This is a genomic window from Arthrobacter sp. Soil736, from assembly GCF_001428005.1.
Taxonomy (GTDB): Bacteria; Actinomycetota; Actinomycetes; order Actinomycetales; family Micrococcaceae; genus Arthrobacter.
Genome location: NZ_LMSB01000074.1, coordinates 119,009 through 139,648 on the forward strand (window position 1 = coordinate 119,009; position 20,640 = coordinate 139,648).

Sequence of the window (20,640 nt, forward strand, 5' to 3'; positions counted from 1 at the left end):
TCCGCTTCAATGTGAGCAAGTAGTCGAGCGAATTGTCGGTTAGCCCCGACGGGCGACATCTTGGCTCAGAATATTAGGCCAGGTTTCGACATCTCCTGGGGTGCGGGCGACCGTCAGCGTTGCTTGCGGGAGCAGTGCGGCAAGGGATTCCGCGGTTGACAGCGGGTGGCCCGGATCATCGACCCACGCCAAGATTGTCGTCGGTACGTCGATTCGCGCGACGGCCTCAGGAGCAGGCAGATCGCTGAGTGCCGCGCCTCGAAACAACGACGGCAATAGGGCGTCGGCGACGTCGGGCACCGTCTCCGGCGCACCAATTGTGGCCGGCGGCGGTGTTGCTCCGCGCGTGGTGGCGAGGAATGCCTCGACACCGTCAGATTCGATAATTGCCGCGGCAACTTGGTAGTTTGCAGCCTGTGCAGGTCGGGTTTCCCACGCGGTGGGTGGCACCATAAGCGTGAGCCCAGTAAAGCGGTCTGGCTCGCGGGAAGCGGCGTGCAAGAGTGTGCCGGTACCCATGGAGGGACCAACTCCGTGGACACGTTCGCCTGGGAACCAGTGATCGAGCAGTCGCAGGAGGTCGTCGGCGAGGCTTTGCCATTGATAGTCCTCGGGGACCTTCCGCCCCGTCGACCGGCCATGGCCGCGTGCGTCGTACCGCAGCAGTCGAGTTCCACTAAGCCCTCGACCGAGGTCGAGGTTGAGCACCCGATCGTGTGCGCGGCTTGAAGTAAGGCCATGCAGTTGGACAATTGGGTGTCCACCTTCGTCGCTCAAAGCAACCGCAAGCTCGGCTCCGGGAACCTCGAAAGTGGGCATCAGGCTCCTCGTTTCGTGACTGACCGCGTCACCTCGAGCGGCCGCGTTGAGCATTCAGGCTATCTGGGGCGATAGGATACTGCCATGCGGCTGACCAACGTCACGCACCTGCGCCTACCGTTCGGACGACTTTGGGGCTACGACGTCAGTGTGTCTGCGCTCGACCGGCGTCTTCCAGTGTCCTTTGACCAGCGGCTCCATGTGGGGGCAGGCGACCGCCCCGGCTCCTGGATGGCATTGTCTTTTCGGCTGCCTACACCGACTCGTCGTGAGTCAATTGCCGATGCCTGGCTGGCTGTCGTCGCCCGTCATGGCACACTGCGAACGGCATTCGTGCCCGGTGCGGATGGTGATCCGGAGCTTCACGAAATTGACATTGGTCCGGGAACCTGGGTCGAGCATCAGGTATCTCCTGGTGAGGCCGTCAATGACGCGGTGCGGGACATTCTCGATGCCGCATGTTCGCCATACCAACAGCCCTCACACCGGCTGTGCGTATTGGAGACTGCTGCTGGACTCACCGTCGTGATTGCGGCCGACCACGCCCACGTCGATATGTGGTCGATGCTGGTGATCGCGCGCGACCTGCTGTCGGCGCTCGATGCTGGGAGGGCGGGCCGTGAACCATTGCCCGGGCCAGCGCCGGCATTTGTTGAACACACGCAAGCACTGCTAGATCGGAATGCGGCGCCGGACCACGTGCGTCACCGATGGGAAGACATCATCGGGGACAGCGGCGGCGTAATGCCGCAATTCCCACTGCCCCTGGGTGCGCCCGATCCGCAGCGCGAGCGTGTAGAAGTGCGCGATGTGTTCGATCTCGACGACGGCGCCGCATTTGCTGCGCAGGCCCGCAACGACGGTGTCTCGACGCTCGCACTCGCTGTGGTTGCGATGACTGCGGTGACCCGCGAGTTGGCGGGAACCCCGCTGCGAGCCGTTTTTCCCGTGCACAGCCGCTTCGACGACAACTGGCATGACTCAGTCGGCTGGTTCATTACTAATTCGGTACTTGAGTCGGCGGTCGCCGAGCCGCGCGCTGCGGCGGCCGCGGTAAAAGAGGCTGTGCAGCTTGGCTCGTGGCCGCTCGCGGACGTGCTGGCTCCATGGTGCGGCATGCCCGTGGCTCCTGGTATGTTCGCGATCTCCTGGCTGGACCTACGCAGACTGCCGGTGCGAATCGACTCCGTCGGACTCGACGCCCATTATGTGAGCGCGACAATCGACACCGACAGCGTCATGCTTTGGTTCATCCTGGACGAGTCCGGTTTGCACTTGAGATGCCGTTATCCCGACACCGTTGAGGCTCGAGCCAACGTCGGCGGATGGCTTGATTTGTTGGTCGCTCGTTTGCAGGCAGATGCGCGATCCTCGGTTCGAGGACTGCTGCGGGTGGCGGGCCGGACCTTCAGGCTGGAACGGGCGAGTCGCGATGATGTTGAGGCCATCGCCGCGCTGCTGTCTGATGATCAGTTCGGTCCCGATCGTGAGTGCGTCGAGCTCGAACGATACGAGGCGGCCTACAACGTGGTTGTTCGCGACAGTTCCAACTATCTGGGGGTTGTCCGCAATGGTGCCGATCGCATCGTTGCCACGATGCAATTGACCGTCATTCCAGGTCTTTCCCGGGGTGGTTCTTCCCGACTACAGATCGAGGGACTGCGAGTTGCGGCCGCGGAACGTTCACATGGCTTGGGCACCGCGATGCTTGAGTGGGCACACAATTTTGGGCGTGCGCGTGGGGCGCAACTGGCACAGGTGACCACCGACGAAGCACGGGAACGGGCTCGAGCCTTCTACACCCGACTCGGATATCGGACTGCCCACGTCGGGCTGAAACGGCGCATATAGGCACCTTCTCTGCGCGTCGTTGGTGAGTTTCGAGTAACCACGGGTCCAGCCCTACGACTGACGGCAGCTTGTGGACCTCAGCTCAGCACGCGGGCGGTCACGCCGGGCAGTTCGTTGAACCGCGGCTTCTGATCGGTGGTGACGAGGATCGGCCCAGTGGCTCGGGCAGTGGCGGCGATGGTCTGGTCGTGCGCCCTTCGTTCGTGAGATTGCGACAAACACCCGACGATTCGTACTACGAGTGCTCGCATGCCGCATGGAGTGACAATCACCCTCAGTTCTCGGCACCGGCAATCATGTTCTTCAGCTGCGTAACGTGGTCGAGTTCCGCTTCAACGTGTAGGTTTTCCGGTCACGACTCAGTGATTGAGAATTAACACTCAAAAGGCCCCGATCCCTTGGATCGGGGCCTTTGTTGTGATTGGCTTGCATAGCTGTCAACGTTGCCTAGGTTAAGGAATTCTTACGGAAAATGCTCCGCCCTTCCGGCTAGGTTGCATCTCGATAACAACCTTTACTGAGGGACAACTTTCGGACCGCGGGGGCGGTGTTGGGGTCTAGGCTACATCTCATGTGAGACACGCCACATGCTCGCTGGGGGGATTTGGCGGTCTGGCCGGCGCCTAAAGCGGCGGTCTTTTCCACACTCAAATGAAACAAGGAGGCGGAATGCGCTTCGGCCGTATTTCCAAAGCAGTGGGCGTCGCAGCTGTTGCTGCTCTTGCTCTCAGCGCCTGCGCGGGCAACACCGGGACAACCCCGACGAGCGCTGCAGCTGGCAAGCAGGGTGGCAACGCCACCGTCGTTGAAGTCAACGCTTTCTCGTCGTTCAACCAAGGATCTGCCGACGGAAACAGCGACATCAACGGCAACATCAGCTACATCACGCATTCGGGCTTCTTCTACGTGGACGACAAACTCAACGTTGTCCACAACGACAAGTTCGGCAAATACGAAAAGGTCTCAGATGATCCGCTGACGGTCAAGTACACCGTCAATGAAGGCGTGAAGTGGTCAGACGGCGAGGCTATCGACGCCGGCGACCTCCTCCTGTCCTGGGCGGCCAACTCCGGTTATTACGACGACGCCGACGCCGACGCGAAGACGGGCACCACGTACTTCACCACCGCCGCAGACACCAGCGGGCTGAACCTGACCGAGTTCCCCGAAGTCGGCGACGACGGCCGGTCAATCACACTCAAGTACGCCAAGCCCTTCGCCGACTGGGAAATCGCCTTTGACATGGACCTGCCGGCCCACGTCGTGGCCAAGAAGGGCGGCCTGGCAGACGAGAAGGCACTGATCGACCTCCTTAAGAAGACTCCGCGCGGCGACGCCAAGGCACCGAAGGTCAACGCCGAACTCAAGAAGGTCGCGGACTTCTGGAACCACGGCTTCGACACCAAGACGCTGCCGAGTGATCCCTCCCTGTACCTCTCGAGCGGTCCCTACATCGTCAAGAGCGTCGAGCAGGATGCGTCCATGACGCTCGTCAAGAACAAGGACTACACCTGGGGCCCCGAGGCCCACCTGGATGAAATCACCATCCGCTACATCGGTTCCGCACCGGCAGCTGTCCAGGCACTCAAGAACGGCGAGGCGGACGTCATTGCCCCGCAGCCCTCGGCTGACACGCTGGAGCAGCTCAAGGCACTGCAGAGCCAGGGCATGACCACCGAGAGCTTTGGCGAACTTGCCTATGACCACCTGGACCTGAACTTCTCCGGCCCCTTCAAGGACAAGAAAGTCCGTGAAGCGTTCATGAAGACGGTTCCGCGCCAGGACATCGTGGACAAGATCGTCAAGAAGCTCGACCCGAATGCCAAGCCGCTGGACTCCGAGCTCTTCCTTCCGTCCCAGGCCAAGTACGCCGACTCCGTCAAGAACAACGGGTCCGCGAACTACGCGTCCGTTGACATCGCCGGCGCCAAGGAACTCCTGGCCGGAGCCACTCCGGAAATCAAGATCATGTACAACAAGGACAACCCCAACCGCGTTGACGCCTTCTCGCTGATCCGCGAATCGGCCACCAAGGCCGGCTTCAAGATCGTCGACGGCGGCCTGGGAGCTTCCGACTGGAGCGGCACCCTGGGCGACGGCAGCTACGATGCCACCATCTTCGGCTGGATCAACTCGGGTGTTGGCGTGTCCGGCGTTCCGCAGATCTTCAAGAGCACCGGCGGCAGCAACTTCAACGGGTTCAAGAGCGCCGAAGCGGACAAGCTCATGGACGAGTTGATCGTCACCACGGACAAGGGCAAGCAGGACGACCTGACTGCCCAGATCGACAAGCAGATCTGGGACGAAGCCTACGGCGTTCCGTTGTTCCAGACCGTCGGCGTTGCAGCCTTCAGCGACCGCATTACCGGAGTGAAGTCCAGCCCGGCCCAGCGCGGGGTCTGGTGGAATGTTTGGGACTGGCAGGTCAAGTAGGCCTCCGGGCCCAGGCCTGACAGGCTAGTACAGGCGCCGGGACCATAAGCACTACGGTCCCGGCGCTTTCTAGCGCCAGAGCCTGCTGCCCGGCCCGGGCCGATCATCAAAGGCCCCGTGCGCGACGGCGAACCAAGACTGCGAGCTGACCGGGCGGATCCCCGGGCACCAAACCAGAGGCAAATACCATGTTGACTTACATCGTCCGGCGGCTCGTGACCGCCGCCCTGATCCTGCTGGGCGCATCCTTCCTCGTGTACCTCCTGACAGCGGCGTCCGGTGATCCGCTCGCGGAATTCCGTGCCAGCAATGCCCCGAACCGCGACCAGCTCATGGCCGCCCGGTCGAACCTGCTTGATCTCGACACGCCTGCCCCCATCCGGTACTTCAAATGGCTTGCCGGAGCCTCCCAATGCCTGATCCCGTTCGCCGGAACCTGCGACCTCGGGCGGAACACCGCGAACCAGCCCATCACCGCCGCCCTTGGCCACGCGCTGATCCAGACGCTGACGCTCGTCACGGCCGCGACCGTGCTCGCCATCCTTGTGGGCATCACGCTCGGCATCATCACGGCGCTCCGCCAGTACAGCACCCTGGACTACGGCGTGACGTTCATGGCCTTCCTGTTCTTTTCGCTGCCGATCTTCTGGGTGGCCGTGCTGCTCAAGGAATTCGGCGCCATCGGGTTTAACAATTTCCTGCGGAATCCCGAGATTCCGCTGCCGGCAGCCATCGGCATCGGTGCCGCCCTGGGACTCGTCGCGGCCATCATCGCCGGCGGCGACCCCAAGCGCCGGGCACTGATCGGAGGCGTCGTTTTTGCGGTGGTCACCGCCGTCCTCATCTATTTTTCGGTGACGCTCTGGTTCAAGACACCGGGCCTGGGGCCCGTGGTCATCGGCATCGCCGGCGTCGGACTGGCCTACGCCGTCACCCTCCTCACGGCGGGCCTGAAGAACCGCAAGGCGCTGCAGTCGGCACTCATTGCCGTGGGCGTGGGCCTGGTGGCATATTTTGCCATCCAGCCGCTGCTGAACCAGGCAACGTTCCTGATGATCGTCCTCCTCGCTATCGCAACAGTCCTCGTCGGCGTGGCCATCGGCTACCTCGTGGGCGGCTACGACCGCGGACAATCCATGCGGTCGGCGGCCATCACCTCTTTTCTCGTGGGGTTCCTCATCGTCCTGGACCGCTTCATGCAGGCCTGGCCCACATATTTCGACAACAGCAGGGTCCGCGGACGGCCCATCGCGACCATCGGCGCCAGCACCCCCAACATTGAAGGCGACTTCTGGGTCGTGAGCCTGGACTCGTTCACCCACCTCATCCTGCCGACCTCGGCGCTCGTCCTCATCTCGTTGGCCGGGTACACCCGGTTCACCCGGGCGTCAATGCTGGAAATCATGAACATGGATTACATCCGTACGGCACGGGCCAAAGGACTGTCTGAGCGGACAGTCGTGATGCGGCACGCGTTCCGGAACGCTTTGATCCCCATTGCCACCATCGTTGCCTTCGACATCGGCGGCCTCATCGGCGGCGCCGTCATCACGGAGACTGTTTTTTCGGTCCGCGGCATGGGCTTCCTGTTCCTCGACGGTATCCAGCACGTGGACCCCAACCCTGTCATGGGCGTGTTCATCTGCGTGGCGATCACAGCCATGGTGTTCAACCTCATCGCGGACCTTGCCTACTCCGCGCTTGATCCACGAGTAAGGGTGAAAGCATGAGCCAGCCCAGTCAGCAGGATGAAATCATGGCCGAGCAGGCCGGCCTGCAGCACCAGGCCGCTGCCGGGATTGAACCCGTCATCGAGGCCAAGGGCCTCAGCCAAGGGCAGATCGTCCGCAAGCGCTTCCTCGGCCACTCCGGCGCCATCGTCGGCCTGGCCGTCTTCGCCGTGATCTTTGTCATGGCGTTCACGTCCGTGGGCTATGCAGGCATTCCGGGGTGGTGGAAGTTCGGCCACGAGACCGTGACTCCGCTGGTAAACGACGGAGCCCCGACCTCCTCGGTGTGGCCCCTCGCCTGGGGAGAGCACCCGTTCGGGCAGGACAGGATTGGCCGGGACCTGTTCGCCATGACCATGCGCGGAGCCCAGCAGTCCATCACCATCATGGTGGTCATCGGGCTCATCGCAGGACTTATCGGCGTCGTCGTGGGGGCCCTGTCCGGCTACTTCAGGGGCTGGGTGGAAGCCATCCTCATGCGCCTCACGGACGTCATCATCATTGTGCCGGCCCTGCTGCTGGCGGCGGTGATGGCGCAGATGGCCAACCGACGCGACGAAGCGGGATGGTTCGCATCGTTCGCCAGCACCAACGGCGTGCTCGCCATCGGCATCTTCCTCGGCCTCATTAGCTGGGTGGGCCTGGCGCGGCTCATGCGCGGCGAGTTCCTCTCGCTGCGGGAACGGGAATTCGTTGACGCGGCACGCATTTCCGGCGCGAGCAATGCCCGGATCATCTTCAAGCACATCCTGCCGAACGCCGTCGGCGTCCTGATCGTCAACGTAACCCTGACCATGTCGGCGGCCATCCTGACCGAGACAGCCCTCAGCTTCCTGGGAGTTGGCGTCAAATCGCCCGACACGTCACTGGGGCTGCTCATTTCGCAGAACCAGGATGCCTTCTCCACGCGGCCATGGCTCTTCTGGTATCCCGGCCTGTTCATCGTCCTTATTTGCCTGAGCATCAACTTCATCGGAGACGGGCTGCGTGATGCCTTTGATCCGCGCCAGAAGAAGTTCAACGCCAGGAAGGCCAAGGGCACGGGCGGCCCCATTGCGCCCGAGAAGACGCCCGTGGCGGCCATGGAAGGCACCGCGGTGAACGAATCCGCGGCGGACGGAACGGCAGCCGGCGGAACCAGGGGCGCCTGACGTGTTTTCCGTGCCACGCCGGCCGCTACGCCAGGGCCACGCCCCAGTAGCTGAATGCGAGCAGCAGCAGGGTGGCCGCCAGTTCCACCCAGCGGTACCTCACGGTCACCGGGGTGGTCTCGGCGTTTCCGGCGTCGAGGGCCCCGGATTCAACCAGCTCCTGCCAGCGGACGCGCACCAGTTGCGCGGCCTGGCCGGAGTCGGTGCTCTTCAGGTCGCCGGGCCGGACGGAGGCCCCCGGACCGTACGTGCTGCGTGCCAGTCCTTGGAGATCTTCGGGCCGGGCATTGCGCCCGCCCCAGATGCCGGGCGCCGGCGCGGCCCAGGCGCCGTAGCTTTTGCCAGGAGTGACAAGGGTCAGCGCATAGCGCGTATCCACATGCACCAGGGCCTCCCACGGCACAAGTATGGACCGGAACGGATTTTCGAGGCTGACCCCGGTTTCGTGGACCACCACCGCCGGGCGCCAGAACAACAGCCAGCCCAGGTAAGCGATGAGCAGCAGCGGCCCCGAACCGATCAGGGCTCCCGCCCCTCCCGTCATCGCAATGCCCGCCAGCCCGACGCCGGCCACGAGCCAGGAAAGCCCGGCGAACCACTTGTTGGTGCGGGCTTTGAAAATTGCAGTGTTTTCGGCATGCGGCGCAGTGCTCATGCCCCCAATAATTCAGGATTCCCGGCCACAGCACTAATCTCAGCAGCCCCGCTGGCACGGGTGGAAGGAAAACCCCAACATGTCTGACTACCTCAGCCCAGACCCCGCCGGCGCCGATTCCAGGCCGGGTGAAAAGGGTGCAGTGGTGCTTGAAGTGCGCAACCTGAGCGTCGACTTCGGCGTGGACAAGAAGTGGGTTCCGGCCGCCGTCGGGCTTAACTACGAGGTCCGCGCAGGCGAGGTGCTGGCCATCGTGGGCGAGTCCGGGTCAGGCAAGAGCGCCAGCTCCATGGCCCTGCTGGGCCTCCTGCCCAGCAACAGCCGGGTCTCCGGCAGCGTCAGGCTCTCCGGCAAGGAACTGCTGGGAGCGGACGCCTCCAACATCCGCAGTGTCCGCGGCAAGGACGTGGCCGTCATCTTCCAGGAGCCCATGACGGCGCTGAACCCGGTCTACACGGTGGGGGCGCAGATCGTGGAGACCGTGCGCCTGCACAACGAAGTGTCGCCGGACGGGGCCCGCGAACGCGCACTGCGCATGCTGGAACTGGTCGAGCTGCCGGATCCGGAAAAGGCGTTCCGGTCCTACCCCCACCAGCTGTCCGGCGGCCAGCGCCAGCGCGCGATGATTGCCCAGTCACTGTCCTGCGACCCCAAACTGCTGATCGCGGACGAACCCACTACAGCCCTGGACGTCACCGTGCAGGCGGAAATCCTTGACCTCATGAGGAACCTGCGCAACAAGCTCGACAGCGCCATCGTCCTGATTACCCATGACATGGGCGTCGTGGCCGACCTCGCCGACCGGATCGCGGTCATGCGCAGGGGGCTGATCGTGGAAACCGGCACGGCCGACCAGATCTTCCACAACCCGCAGCATCCCTACACGCAGGCCCTCCTTGCCGCCGTGCCGCACCTGGGCCAGGGCGGGACGGACGCAGAGGCGGAGGTGGACGTGACGGCCGCCCTTGCCGCCGCCACCCATGCCGAGCTCGAGTCGGTGGACCACGACGAACTGGTCCGCCGTGAACGCGAGAACGCGGCAGCGCTGGCCGCAGCCGGGGCTGCGCGGCCCGTAGGCGAGCCGGTCCTCGAGTTGACGGACGTCGCCATCGAGTACCCGAAACAGGGCCGTGTGCCGGCATTCCGGGCCGTTGAAGGCGCGAACCTGACCATCTACCCCGGCCAGGTGGTGGGGCTGGTGGGTGAGTCCGGTTCCGGCAAGACCACCATCGGTCGTGCGGCTGTGGGACTGTTGCCGGTCGCGGCCGGCTCGATGCGCGTCGTGGGGCAGGACATTTCCGCGGCCAAGAAAAACGGCAAGCAGCTTCACCAGGTCCGGCGGCACATCGGCATGGTCTTCCAGGACCCGTCCTCGTCGCTGAATCCGCGCCTGCCCATCGGCGAGAGCATCGGCGAGCCCATGTACCTGGCCGGCACGGCGAAGGGTGCTGACCTGCAGAGGCGCATTGAAGCCTTGCTGGACCAGGTAGAGCTGCCGCGGGACTACCGGAACAGGTACCCGCACGAGTTGTCCGGCGGCCAGAAGCAGCGCGTGGGCATTGCCCGGGCCCTCTCGCTCAAGCCCAAGCTGATGGTGGCCGATGAGCCTACGTCAGCGCTGGACGTGTCCGTGCAGGCCAAAGTGCTGGAGCTCTTCCAGAACCTCCAGCAGGAGCTCGGGTTCGCCTGCCTGTTCGTGACCCACGACCTCGCCGTCGTGGACGTGCTGGCAGACCACATCTGCGTCATGCAGCGCGGCCGTATCGTGGAGCAGGGCACGCGGGACCAGATCCTCCGGAACCCGCAGGAGCCCTACACCCAGCGCCTCCTGGCCGCGGTGCCGCTGCCGGATCCGGCAAAGCAGCGCGAACGCCGCGAACTCCGCGCGCAGCTGCTCGCGGCCGGCTCGGAGTAACCTGCGCCACATTTTGGCGTATGGTACCAGTCGGTAACTTGTGACTTGAAATCTGCCCCGGCAGACGATAGTACCCGGTCACGGTTTGGCAACGGAGTTCCACTATTTGGACTACTTGCGGGTAGGCTTCCTGCATATGTAGCCCACGTCACAGGATACGCCTGTGCCTGGACTGCGGGGATGCAAAAGATATCCCCTGAATTTCTCCCACAACTCATAGGAGGCGGAATGCGTTTTTCGCGCACTTCCAAAGCATTGGGCATGATGGCAATCGCCGCTCTTGCCCTGACCGGTTGCGGCGGCGGCGGAGCAACCTCCGGCAGCACGAACGCAGCCGGAAACTCAAGCAAAGTCATCCTGGCCGACGGTTCCGAACCGCAGCGCCCGCTGATGCCGGCCGACACCAATGAAGTTGGCGGCGGCAAAGTCATCGAACTGATGTTTGCGGGACTCGTCAGCTACGACCCCAGCGGCAAGCCGGTCAACGAACTCGCCGAATCGATCGAGGGCAAGGACGCCCAGCACTACACCATCAAGCTCAAGAAGGACCAGAAGTTCACCAACGGGGAGGCCATCACGGCCAAGACGTTTGTGGACTCCTGGAACTTCGGAGCAGCAGCGAAGAACGCCCAGCTCAGCGGCGCTTTCTTTGAAAGCATCAAGGGCTACGACGAAGCCAGCGCCGAGGGCTCCAAGGTCGAGACCATGTCCGGGCTGAAGGTCGTTGATGACCTGACGTTCACGGTTGAACTGAAGCAGCCGGAATCCGACTGGCCGCTGCGCCTCGGCTACTCCGCGTTTGTCCCGGTCCCGTCCGGCGCGCTCAAGGACCCGAAGGGCTTCGGCGAGAAGCCGGTCGGCAACGGCCCGTACAAGATGGCCGACGGCGGCTGGCAGCACAACGTGCAGATCCAGCTCGTGCCGAACCCGGAGTACAACGGCCCCCGCAAGGCCAAGAACGCCGGCGTGACGTTCAAGATCTTCCAGAACGACGACGCCGCGTACCAGGACCTGCTGTCCAACAACCTGGACGTGCTGCAGACCATCCCCACCAGCGCCCTGAAGAACTTCAAGTCGGACCTGGGCGACCGCACCATTGACAAGCCGTACGCCGGCAACCAGACCATTGCCCTCCCGGAATACCTGCCGGAGTGGAGCGGTGAAGCCGGCAAGCTGCGCCGCCAGGCCATCTCCATGGCCATGAACCGCGAAGAGATCACCAAGGTGATCTTCAACGGCGCACGCAAGCCTGCCAAGGACTTCACGGCTCCTGTTCTGGACGGCTACAGCGACAGCATCAAGGGTTCGGAAAACCTGAACTTCGATGCCGCCAAGGCCAAGGACCTCTGGGCCAAGGCTGACGCAATCCAGAAGTGGGACGCCAACAAGACGTTCACCATCGCCTACAACGCCGACAAGGGCGGCCACAAGGCCTGGGTTGAAGCCGTTGTGAACCAGCTGAAGAACAACCTCGGCATCAAGGTTGAGGGCAAGCCTTACGCAACCTTCAAGGAAGCCCGCAACGACGCAACCGCCAAGACCCTGACCGGCTCCATCCGCGCCGGCTGGCAGGCAGACTACCCGTCGCTGTACAACTTCCTGGGCCCGATCTACAAGACCGGCGCAGGCTCGAACGACGCCCAGTACGCGAACCCCGAGTTCGACAAGGCCATCTCTGACGGTCTGAAGGCCTCCTCGGTCAGCGAGGGCAACGCTGCGATGAACAAGGCCCAGGAGATCCTGCTGCAGGACCTTCCGGCCATCCCGCTGTGGTACCAGGTCTCCCAGGGTGGCTGGAGCGACCAGGTCACCAATGTTGACTATGCGTGGAACGGTGTTCCGCTCTACTACAACATCACTGGCAAGTAAGTGCTGAACGACGGCGGGGGCTGCTCGGAAGAGCACCTCCGCCGTCGCTCTGTTGCTGCACAAATTTCAGACGCCCGGCCGTGCCGGGCCGTCGTGTGCAGACCGTCCGCCGTGAACGCGCCGGCGCCGGCTTGCACTCCGAGTGAAAAGATCCCCACATGAACAACCCCCAAGCACCCCGCTTCCGGGTGCCCGCTGCCGAGGGTGTGATGCGCTGATGGCGTGGTACATCCTGCGGCGATTCCTTCAACTTGTCCCCGTATTCCTCGGCGCCACCCTCCTGGTCTACTTCCTGGTCTTCAGCCTGCCGGGTGACCCCATCGTGGCCCTCTTCGGCGACAAGCCCGTCAATGAGGCTGTGGCCGCCCAGCTGCGGGCACAGTACAACCTGGACCAGCCGTTCTGGATCCAGTACCTGCTCTACCTGAAGAGCATCTTCACCTTCGACCTCGGCCTGGACTTCACCGGCCGCGAGATCGCCACGGTTCTGGGCGAAGTCTTCCCGGTCACCGCGCGTCTCGCCGTCATGGCCCTGATCTTCGAAGCTGTCTTCGGGATCGTCTTCGGCCTGATTGCCGGACTCCGCAAGGGCAAGCTCTTCGATGCCACGGTCCTGGTTGCCTCGCTGATCGTCATCGGCATCCCGATCTTCGTCCTCGGCTTCCTGCTGCAGTTCTTCATCGGAGTCCAGCTTGGCTGGGCGAAGCCAACCGTGAGCTCGGCCGCAACCGTGCAGGACCTGATCCTGCCGGCGATGGTCCTTGGTCTGGGGTCCTTCGCGTACGTCCTGCGCCTCACGCGCACCAGCGTCATCGAAAACATGAGCGCGGACTACGTGCGCACGGCAACCGCCAAGGGCCTGTCCCGGGGCCGCGTTGTCCGCGTGCACATCCTGCGTAACTCGCTGATCCCGGTGGTGACCTTCCTGGGCGCCGACCTGGGCAGCCTGATGGGCGGCGCGATCGTGACCGAAGGAATCTTCAACGTGCCCGGCGTGGGCAACCGGCTCTACCGGGCAGTCACCTCCGGAGAGGGGCCGACCGTCGTTTCGATCGTCACGGTCCTCGTGCTGATCTACTGCGTCTCCAACCTGCTCGTTGACCTCCTGTACGCCTGGCTTGACCCGAGGATCCGCTATGACTCCTGAGAACAATGCAACTGTTCGCGGCACCGCAGTCCGTCGCCCGATCGAGCACTTCGTTGCCGACTTTGATGAGACGCCCCTGCACGCAACGGACAAGGTCAAGGAAGACCATGTTCCGCTGAGCCTCTGGGGTGAGGCATGGAGGAACCTGCGCAGGCAGCCGCTCTTCCTGCTCTCGGCTTTCCTGATCTTCGTCGTTATTGTCGTGTGCCTGTTCCCGGGCCTGTTTTCCCAGATCGATCCGACGTCGGAGGCCTGCCAGCTGGCGAACTCGGACGGCGTCCCGGCAGGGGGACACCCGCTCGGCTACACCCAGCAGGGCTGCGATGTCTTCGCCCGTGTCATTTACGGCACGCGGTCATCCGTGACGGTCGGCCTGTTCACCACCATCGGCGTGGTCATTTTCGGCGGCATCATGGGGGCCCTGGCCGGGTACTACGGCGGCTGGGTCGACGCAGTGCTGGCCCGCATCAACGATATTTTCTTCGCGCTCCCGCTGATCCTCGGAGCCATCGTCATGATGCAGCTTCCCGTGTTCCGCACCAACCGCAACGTGTGGTCGCTGGTGCTGATCCTGATAATTTTCGGCTGGCCCCAGATTTCACGCATCACCCGAGGCGCCGTGATCGAGGTCCGCAACGCGGACTTCGTGACGGCGGCACGCTCCCTTGGCGTGTCCAGGTTCCGTTCGCTGATGCGCCATGTGCTGCCCAACTCGCTGGCGCCGATCATCGTCGTGGCAACAATTTCCCTGGGCACGTTCATCGTCGCCGAATCGACGTTGTCCTTCCTGGGCATCGGGCTGCCGCCCAGCGTGATGTCGTGGGGTAACGATATCCAGTCGGCACAGGCCTCCCTGAGGTCCAATCCCATGCCGCTGATCTACCCGGCCATCGCGCTGTCCATCACCGTCCTGAGCTTCATCATGCTGGGCGATGCCCTGCGTGACGCCCTCGATCCCAAAGCGCGCAAGCGATGAAAGGAGACGCTATGAGCTCCGCTGTCCAGGTCCGGGAACAAGGCGCCGACGTCGAGCGTCCGCTTCTTGAGATCAAAGATCTCGCCATCAACTTCCGCACGAGCAACGGCGATGTCAATGCCGTTCGCAACGCACACCTGACCGTCATGCCCGGTGAGACCGTCGCCATCGTGGGCGAATCAGGCTCCGGAAAGTCGACGACGGCGCTGGCAGCCATCGGACTCCTGCCCACCAACGGCCGGGTGGCCGGCGGTCAGATCCTGTTCGACGGCGAGGACATCTCCAACGCCAGCGAAAAGCGGATGATCGAACTGCGCGGCAGCCACATCGGCATGGTCCCGCAGGACCCGATGTCCAACCTGAACCCGGTGTGGAAGATCGGATTCCAGGTGCGGGAGACGCTGAAGGCAAACGGGCTGCCCAGCGGCCCGGACGACGTCGCCAACGTGCTGTCCCAGGCGGGGCTGCCGGATGCGGGACGGCGCGCCAAGCAGTATCCGCATGAATTCTCCGGCGGCATGCGCCAGCGTGCGCTGATCGCCATCGGTCTGTCGTGCCAGCCGCGCCTGCTGATTGCGGACGAGCCGACGTCGGCCCTGGACGTCACCGTCCAGCGGCAGATCCTGGATCACCTGGAAACGATGACCACGGAACTCGGCACCGCCGTGCTCCTGATCACCCACGACCTGGGCCTCGCAGCCGAGCGGGCCGACAAGGTCGTGGTCATGTATCGCGGCCAGGTGGTCGAGGCCGGACCTTCCTTGGAACTGCTCCGGAACCCGCGGCATCCGTACACTCAGAGGCTGGTCTCGTCGGCACCTTCCCTGGCCTCCCGCCGGATCCAGGTGGCCAAGGAGCAGGGCGTGGAATCTTCGGATCTGCTCGCCCCTACGGAACCGGTCGTCGTCGAGGAAGCGCTGCCCGAGGACGTTCTGAAGGTCCAGGACCTGACCAAGGTCTTCAAGCTCCGCGGTGCACTCGGAAAATCGACAGACTTCACCGCGGTGGACAACGTCTCGTTCAGCGTCAAGCGCGGAACGACGACGGCGATCGTGGGGGAGTCGGGCTCCGGCAAGTCGACGGTGGCCCAGATGGTGCTGAACCTGCTGACGCCCACGTCCGGGAAGATCGTCTTCGACGGCGTGGACACGTCGACGCTCAACAGCAAGCAGCTGTTCGGCTTCCGGCGGCGGGTGCAGCCGATTTTCCAGGACCCGTACGGCTCGCTGGACCCGATGTACAACATCTTCCGGACCATCGAAGAGCCGCTGCGGACCCACAAGGTGGGAAACAAGGCCAGCCGCGAAAAGAAGGTCAGGGAATTGCTGGACCAGGTGGCGCTGCCGCAGTCCGCCATGCAGCGCTATCCGAACGAGCTCTCCGGCGGCCAGCGCCAGCGCGTGGCGATTGCCCGTGCGCTTGCGCTGGATCCGGAGGTGATCATCTGCGACGAGGCGGTGTCCGCGTTGGACGTGCTGGTCCAGGCGCAGGTGCTGAACCTGCTCGCGGACCTGCAGTCCAACCTGGGCCTCACCTACCTGTTCATCACCCACGACCTCGCCGTGGTCCGGCAGATCGCCGACCACGTCTGCGTCATGGAGAAGGGAAAACTGGTAGAAACCGGCTCCACCGATGACGTCTTCGATTCGCCGCAGCAGGACTACACCAAGGCCCTGCTCAATGCGATTCCCGGTGCACAGCTGATGCTTCCGCCGGAAGTTGCCTGACCGGACCGATCGGCATCAGCAAAGGAGCCGGTGACCGCCCAATGGGTGGCCACCGGCTCCTTTGATGTTCAGCCTCCTTTGCTGTTCAGGGTCTCTGTGCTGTCCGGGCTTCTGTCCTAGCCGAGCCCGAGGCCCAGCGCCTCGAGCCTGCCGCCCAGCAGTGCCCCCAGGGCCCGGTGGCCGGTGTCGTTCATGTGGACTTTGTCGGCGAGCTCCGCCTCGAGGCCGTACCGGGTCAGCCAGTCACCGACGCTGACAAACGGAATGCCGTGGTCCGCGGCCACCGTCCCCAGCAGGGCATCCACCTCGGTGCGCCGGCCGCCGCCGTGCTCAGCACCCTTGGCCAGCGTGCCCACCATTGCGAGCTTCGCGCCCGGATAGCGCTGCTTGAGGGTCTTGATCAGGCGTTCCGCGTTCGCGACGATCTGCTCGTCACTTGCCCCCTGCTTGGCGTCATTCCCGCCGCCCTCGATGACCACCAGCGGGGGGAAGCCGTACGGCAGGTGCCAGTCACCGCGCTGAAGGGCGTCGATGTAATTGCCCGTTTGGCCGTTGGAGGCAACATATCCGGTGCCTCCCATGCCGCAGAAGAACACGTCGTAGCCGATGCGGGCGAGGGCGCGGCGCGGCCAGCTGCGGGCCGGTTCGGACTGCGAATCACCGATCAGCAGGGCCGTGCGCGCGATGTTGTGCACGATCACCTCATCGCGTCCGTTGGCCGGATTCCGGTACAGGGCTCCGTCTGGAAGGGTGGCGGGATCCGCCACGGCGGCCAGGTCACGCAGCACCGGAGAGCCGGCAGCCACGGCCTCGCCCGGACCCGCGACAGGGGCTACGGCCGCAGTACGGGATGCCGAGGCGCCCGGCACCGCGCCGGGCGCAGACTCGGAGGAAATTCCGCAGCCGGCCAACAGCACGCTGGCGGCAATCATGGGGCCAATCAGGACGGCCCGCGTCGAGGCTTGTAGCATCCTGGGACTCCTGGCCTGTTCGAAAGTGTTCCAGCAATAGTGGTGCATCACTTCCGGAAAAGCCAGTGATTTTGCTCACATGACGCCCCTGCGGATTCACGATTCGGTAACGGGGCAGGGAACGGCGTGCTTGCGGTTTTTAGGCCAATAAATGGCAGAGCGTCTAGACTTGCAGTAGGAGCCCTGTGTTAAGGGTCTGATCCGTCGTGCGTTCCGGTTGGAAATGTCGCGATACAACAGCTGACTTCACCACTGAATCGAGCAATAACGCATGTCTGAAACCACCACCAACACCGCGGTAGCCACTGCATCGCGCAGTGACCTGCGCAACGTCGCGATCGTGGCCCACGTTGACCACGGCAAGACCACCCTGGTCGACGCCATGCTCAGGCAGACCAACTCATTTGCCGCTCACAACCACCTCGAAGACCGGGTCATGGATTCCGGCGACCTTGAGCGTGAAAAGGGCATCACCATCCTCGCCAAAAACACCACGGTTGCCTACAACGGCCCGTCGTCCAACGGCGAAACCATCACCATCAACGTCATCGACACCCCCGGCCACGCCGACTTTGGCGGCGAGGTGGAGCGCGGCCTGTCCATGGTGGACGGCGTGGTACTCCTGGTTGACGCTTCCGAGGGCCCGCTGCCGCAGACCCGCTTCGTGCTCCGCAAGGCCCTCGCCGCACACCTGCCGGTCATCCTGCTGGTCAACAAGACGGACCGTCCCGACGCCCGCATCGAGGAAGTCGTCCACGAGTCCATGGACCTGCTCCTGGGCCTGGCCTCCGACCTCGCGGACGAAGTTCCGGACCTGGACCTGGACAAGATCCTCAACGTCCCCGTGGTCTATGCAGCCGCCAAGGTCGGCCGCGCATCCCTCGAGCAGCCGGCCGACGGCACCGCTCCGGAAAACGAAGACCTGGAGCCGCTGTTCAAGGCGATCATCGAGCACGTCCCGGCTCCCACGTACAACCCGGGCGGCGTCCTGCAGGCGCACGTCACCAACCTGGACGCCTCCCCGTTCCTCGGCCGCCTCGCGCTGCTCCGTATCTACAACGGCACCCTGCGCAAGGGCCAGACCGTCGCATGGGCACGTGCCAACGGCGAACTGAAGAACGTCAAGATCACCGAACTCCTCGCAACCAAGGCACTGGACCGCGTTCCCGCCGAGTCCGCCGGCCCGGGTGAAATTGTTGCCGTCGCCGGCATCGAGGAGATCACCATCGGTGAGACCCTGACCGACGCCGAGAACCCCCAGCCGCTGCCGCTGATCACCGTGGACGATCCCGCGATCTCCATGACCATCGGTATCAACACGTCCCCGCTGGCCGGCAAGGTCAAGGGCGCCAAGGTCACCGCCCGCCAGGTGAAGGACCGCCTGGACAAGGAACTGATCGGTAACGTCTCCATCAAGGTGCTCCCCACCGAGCGCCCCGACGCCTGGGAAGTCCAGGGCCGCGGTGAGCTCGCACTGGCCATCCTCGTCGAGCAGATGCGCCGCGAAGGCTTCGAACTGACCGTCGGCAAGCCGCAGGTGGTCACCAGGACCGTCGACGGCAAGATCCACGAGCCGATGGAACACATGACCATCGACGTGCCGGAGGAGTACCTCGGCGCGGTCACGCAGCTCATGGCCGCCCGCAAGGGCCGCATGACCAACATGGCGAACCACGGCACCGGCTGGTGCCGGATGGAGTTCATCGTCCCGGCCCGTGGCCTCATCGGCTTCCGGACCAAGTTCCTTACGGACACCCGCGGCGCCGGCATCGCGTCCTCCATCTCCGAGGGCTACGAGCCCTGGGCCGGCCCGATCGAGTACCGCACCAACGGCTCGATGATCGCCGACCGCGCCGGTGTTGTGACGCCGTTCGCCATGATCAACCTGCAGGAACGCGGCTCCTTCTTCGTGCAGCCCACCTCGGAGGTCTACGAGGGCATGATCGTGGGCGAGAACTCCCGCGCCGACGACATGGACGTCAACATCACCAAGGAAAAGAAGCTCACCAACATGCGTGCCGCTTCCTCCGACACCTTCGAGAACCTGACGCCGCCCCGCGACCTGACCCTCGAAGAGTCCCTCGAATTCGCCCGCGAGGACGAGTGCGTTGAGGTCACCCCGGAGTCCATCCGCATCCGCAAGGTCATCCTGGACACCAACGAGCGCGCCAAGGCCAACCGCGCCCGCGCCAAGGTCTGATCCGGGCACGTTCCGGTCATCAACCTCGTGAACAATAGAGCTGCCGGCATGGCAGGCGGCATTGCCGCCGCCGTGCCGGCAGCTCTTTTTGTCGCCACCGCAGGTACGGCCCTGCACCGCCAGCAGTGGATGCTGTCCGGCGCCATGCTTCCCTGGGGTGCCGTGGCAGCCCTGGTCCTGCTCGGCTCGGTCCAGCTGCTGCTCGGGGCGGCCTTCAGGTCCCTGATCCCGACGGCGGCCTGCGGAGTCCTCTGCTACGTCCTGGCCGGCTGGTGGTCGGCTATGGCGCCCGGAAAGCGGCTGATCGCGGGTGACGTCGCCGGAAACGTCTGGGTATACGGGATCGCCGGCGTTACCGTGCTCATGCTGGTGTGGGCCAGGCGGTACCGCCGCCGGGCCCGGGGCAGGACGGCAACGGCGGAAAGTGTCCCGGACCCGGCCGGCGGGGCGTCCTAGTCCGCCGTCGGGTCCCGGTGGTGGGCAATCATCAGTGAGGTGGCCTCGCCGTCGTCGTCCGCGGGGAGGGCCACGTATTCGTCGAGCACAGCCCGGAGCTTGCCCAGCATTTCGGCCCGCCGTGCGGCGTTGAACTTCACGCCGAGCCGCCAGACCTCAATGTCTTCCGGGGGAAGATCCCGGATTTCCTGCAGGAACGTCTCGATCAGGATGGGCGAGACGTTGTCCACCGGAGTGGTCCAAGACTTGCGGCTGGCAATATAGGGCACCTCGGTGGCGCCGCGCCGGCCCTTCCGGCGTTCCTCCGCGAGCAGGAACCCGGTCCGCACCAGCGTACGGACGTGGTGCAGGCTGGAGGCGGGATTGAGGTCCAGGAGTTCGGCGATTTCCTTGTTGGTCCGGGACTGGTGCAGGCATAGCCGGAGAATCCTGAGCCTCAGCGGAGAACTGAGCGCGCGGCCCTTAGCCACCAGGTCTGCGTCGTCGCTCTCCAGCGGTGTCATAGACGCAAGTGTAGCCAGCAATAAGTGATTGACATACATCAATCGCTACCGGAAACTGATGCCGTGATTGCCGACTCCACCGCAGCAGATACAGCCGCCACGTCGCTGTGGCGGGACCGCAACTTCACCACGTTCTGGACCGGGCAGGCGATGAGCCAGCTCGGCGTCCAGCTGGGACAGCTGGCTTTTCCGGTGCTCGCCGTTTCGGTGCTTCAGGCTTTGACGTCTCGTACCAGA

Annotated in this window: 16 protein-coding genes; 11 read left to right on the plus strand and 5 right to left on the minus strand. The window is 64.1% G+C overall.

The window, feature by feature from the left end:
* Positions 1–39 precede the first annotated feature (39 nt).
* Entirely contained in the window at positions 40–819 is a 780-nt protein-coding gene (locus tag ASG92_RS26780; RefSeq protein WP_056636196.1) for an alpha/beta hydrolase, read from the minus strand.
* Positions 820–903: 84 nt separating this feature from the next.
* Between ASG92_RS26780 and ASG92_RS26785 the strand changes: the two genes are divergently transcribed.
* The gene (locus ASG92_RS26785; RefSeq protein ID WP_056636070.1) at positions 904–2,670 is read left to right on the plus strand and encodes a GNAT family N-acetyltransferase; all 1,767 of its coding nucleotides are present in this window, start codon (positions 904–906) and stop codon (positions 2,668–2,670) included.
* A gap of 77 nt (positions 2,671–2,747) precedes the next feature.
* Here the strand turns inward: ASG92_RS26785 and ASG92_RS28890 are convergent, their stop codons facing one another.
* Positions 2,748–2,888, minus strand: coding sequence for a hypothetical protein (locus tag ASG92_RS28890; protein WP_157372520.1), 141 nt, complete (start codon positions 2,886–2,888; stop codon positions 2,748–2,750).
* Positions 2,889–3,339: 451 nt separating this feature from the next.
* Here ASG92_RS28890 and ASG92_RS26790 point away from each other — a divergent pair, with 451 nt between their 5' ends.
* The 3 genes from ASG92_RS26790 (at position 3,340) to ASG92_RS26800 (ending at position 7,984) form a co-directional block, all read left to right on the plus strand.
* On the plus strand, positions 3,340–5,103 hold the full coding sequence (locus tag ASG92_RS26790) for an ABC transporter family substrate-binding protein (protein ID WP_056636071.1): 1,764 nt from the start codon (positions 3,340–3,342) through the stop codon (positions 5,101–5,103).
* A 188-nt stretch (positions 5,104–5,291) separates the two neighbouring features.
* Positions 5,292–6,833 carry an ABC transporter permease gene (locus ASG92_RS26795; RefSeq protein WP_056636074.1) on the plus strand — a complete coding sequence of 514 codons (1,542 nt, stop codon included), beginning with the start codon at positions 5,292–5,294 and terminating at the stop codon, positions 6,831–6,833.
* A gap of 26 nt (positions 6,834–6,859) precedes the next feature.
* The gene (locus tag ASG92_RS26800; RefSeq protein ID WP_056636077.1) at positions 6,860–7,984 is read left to right on the plus strand and encodes an ABC transporter permease; all 1,125 of its coding nucleotides are present in this window, start codon (positions 6,860–6,862) and stop codon (positions 7,982–7,984) included.
* 25 nt (positions 7,985–8,009) lie between these two features.
* Here the strand turns inward: ASG92_RS26800 and ASG92_RS26805 are convergent, their stop codons facing one another.
* Entirely contained in the window at positions 8,010–8,639 is a 630-nt protein-coding gene (locus ASG92_RS26805; RefSeq protein ID WP_056636080.1) for a PH domain-containing protein, read from the minus strand.
* Between the two features lie 79 nt (positions 8,640–8,718).
* Here ASG92_RS26805 and ASG92_RS26810 point away from each other — a divergent pair, with 79 nt between their 5' ends.
* From ASG92_RS26810 to ASG92_RS26830, 5 genes are all read left to right on the plus strand, one after another.
* On the plus strand, positions 8,719–10,554 hold the full coding sequence (locus ASG92_RS26810) for an ABC transporter ATP-binding protein (RefSeq protein ID WP_056636082.1): 1,836 nt from the start codon (positions 8,719–8,721) through the stop codon (positions 10,552–10,554).
* Between the two features lie 228 nt (positions 10,555–10,782).
* Positions 10,783–12,423, plus strand: a complete 1,641-nt coding sequence (locus tag ASG92_RS26815) for an ABC transporter substrate-binding protein (protein WP_056636084.1) — start codon at positions 10,783–10,785, stop codon at positions 12,421–12,423.
* Between the two features lie 217 nt (positions 12,424–12,640).
* The gene (locus ASG92_RS26820; protein ID WP_056636087.1) at positions 12,641–13,570 is read left to right on the plus strand and encodes an ABC transporter permease; all 930 of its coding nucleotides are present in this window, start codon (positions 12,641–12,643) and stop codon (positions 13,568–13,570) included.
* The gene (locus ASG92_RS26825) at positions 13,560–14,546 is read left to right on the plus strand and encodes an ABC transporter permease (RefSeq protein WP_056636090.1); all 987 of its coding nucleotides are present in this window, start codon (positions 13,560–13,562) and stop codon (positions 14,544–14,546) included. The genes ASG92_RS26820 and ASG92_RS26825 overlap by 11 nt, the downstream gene beginning before the upstream one ends.
* An 11-nt stretch (positions 14,547–14,557) precedes the next feature.
* The gene (locus ASG92_RS26830) at positions 14,558–16,273 is read left to right on the plus strand and encodes an ABC transporter ATP-binding protein (RefSeq protein WP_200952106.1); all 1,716 of its coding nucleotides are present in this window, start codon (positions 14,558–14,560) and stop codon (positions 16,271–16,273) included.
* Between the two features lie 116 nt (positions 16,274–16,389).
* Here ASG92_RS26830 and ASG92_RS26835 read toward each other — a convergent pair whose 3' ends face one another.
* Positions 16,390–17,244, minus strand: coding sequence for an SGNH/GDSL hydrolase family protein (locus ASG92_RS26835; protein ID WP_056636096.1), 855 nt, complete (start codon positions 17,242–17,244; stop codon positions 16,390–16,392).
* Positions 17,245–17,515: 271 nt separating this feature from the next.
* Here ASG92_RS26835 and typA point away from each other — a divergent pair, with 271 nt between their 5' ends.
* Together typA and ASG92_RS26845 are read left to right on the plus strand one after the other, a co-directional pair.
* On the plus strand, positions 17,516–19,444 hold the full coding sequence (gene typA, locus ASG92_RS26840) for a translational GTPase TypA (RefSeq protein WP_056636099.1): 1,929 nt from the start codon (positions 17,516–17,518) through the stop codon (positions 19,442–19,444).
* A 48-nt stretch (positions 19,445–19,492) separates the two neighbouring features.
* The gene (locus tag ASG92_RS26845; RefSeq protein WP_056636103.1) at positions 19,493–19,900 is read left to right on the plus strand and encodes a hypothetical protein; all 408 of its coding nucleotides are present in this window, start codon (positions 19,493–19,495) and stop codon (positions 19,898–19,900) included.
* On the opposite strand, the gene ASG92_RS26850 is transcribed toward ASG92_RS26845, so the two are convergent.
* The gene (locus tag ASG92_RS26850; protein WP_056636106.1) at positions 19,897–20,403 is read right to left on the minus strand and encodes a helix-turn-helix domain-containing protein; all 507 of its coding nucleotides are present in this window, start codon (positions 20,401–20,403) and stop codon (positions 19,897–19,899) included. The two genes, ASG92_RS26845 and ASG92_RS26850, sit on opposite strands and share 4 nt — an antisense overlap.
* Positions 20,404–20,640 lie beyond the last annotated feature (237 nt).

Coding starts and splice junctions, on each gene's coding strand:
- ASG92_RS26805 (WP_056636080.1), bottom strand. CDS start 8,639: ATGAGCACTGCGCCGCATGCCGAAAACACTGCAATTTTCAAAGCCCGC.
- ASG92_RS26825 (WP_056636090.1), top strand. CDS start 13,560: ATGACTCCTGAGAACAATGCAACTGTTCGCGGCACCGCAGTCCGTCGC.
- ASG92_RS26795 (WP_056636074.1), top strand. CDS start 5,292: ATGTTGACTTACATCGTCCGGCGGCTCGTGACCGCCGCCCTGATCCTG.
- ASG92_RS26790 (WP_056636071.1), top strand. CDS start 3,340: ATGCGCTTCGGCCGTATTTCCAAAGCAGTGGGCGTCGCAGCTGTTGCT.
- ASG92_RS26810 (WP_056636082.1), top strand. CDS start 8,719: ATGTCTGACTACCTCAGCCCAGACCCCGCCGGCGCCGATTCCAGGCCG.
- ASG92_RS26850 (WP_056636106.1), bottom strand. CDS start 20,403: ATGACACCGCTGGAGAGCGACGACGCAGACCTGGTGGCTAAGGGCCGC.
- ASG92_RS26835 (WP_056636096.1), bottom strand. CDS start 17,244: ATGCTACAAGCCTCGACGCGGGCCGTCCTGATTGGCCCCATGATTGCC.
- ASG92_RS26785 (WP_056636070.1), top strand. CDS start 904: ATGCGGCTGACCAACGTCACGCACCTGCGCCTACCGTTCGGACGACTT.
- ASG92_RS26820 (WP_056636087.1), top strand. CDS start 12,641: ATGGCGTGGTACATCCTGCGGCGATTCCTTCAACTTGTCCCCGTATTC.
- ASG92_RS26780 (WP_056636196.1), bottom strand. CDS start 819: ATGCCCACTTTCGAGGTTCCCGGAGCCGAGCTTGCGGTTGCTTTGAGC.
- ASG92_RS26830 (WP_200952106.1), top strand. CDS start 14,558: ATGAGCTCCGCTGTCCAGGTCCGGGAACAAGGCGCCGACGTCGAGCGT.
- typA (WP_056636099.1), top strand. CDS start 17,516: ATGTCTGAAACCACCACCAACACCGCGGTAGCCACTGCATCGCGCAGT.
- ASG92_RS26845 (WP_056636103.1), top strand. CDS start 19,493: ATGGCAGGCGGCATTGCCGCCGCCGTGCCGGCAGCTCTTTTTGTCGCC.
- ASG92_RS26815 (WP_056636084.1), top strand. CDS start 10,783: ATGCGTTTTTCGCGCACTTCCAAAGCATTGGGCATGATGGCAATCGCC.
- ASG92_RS26800 (WP_056636077.1), top strand. CDS start 6,860: ATGGCCGAGCAGGCCGGCCTGCAGCACCAGGCCGCTGCCGGGATTGAA.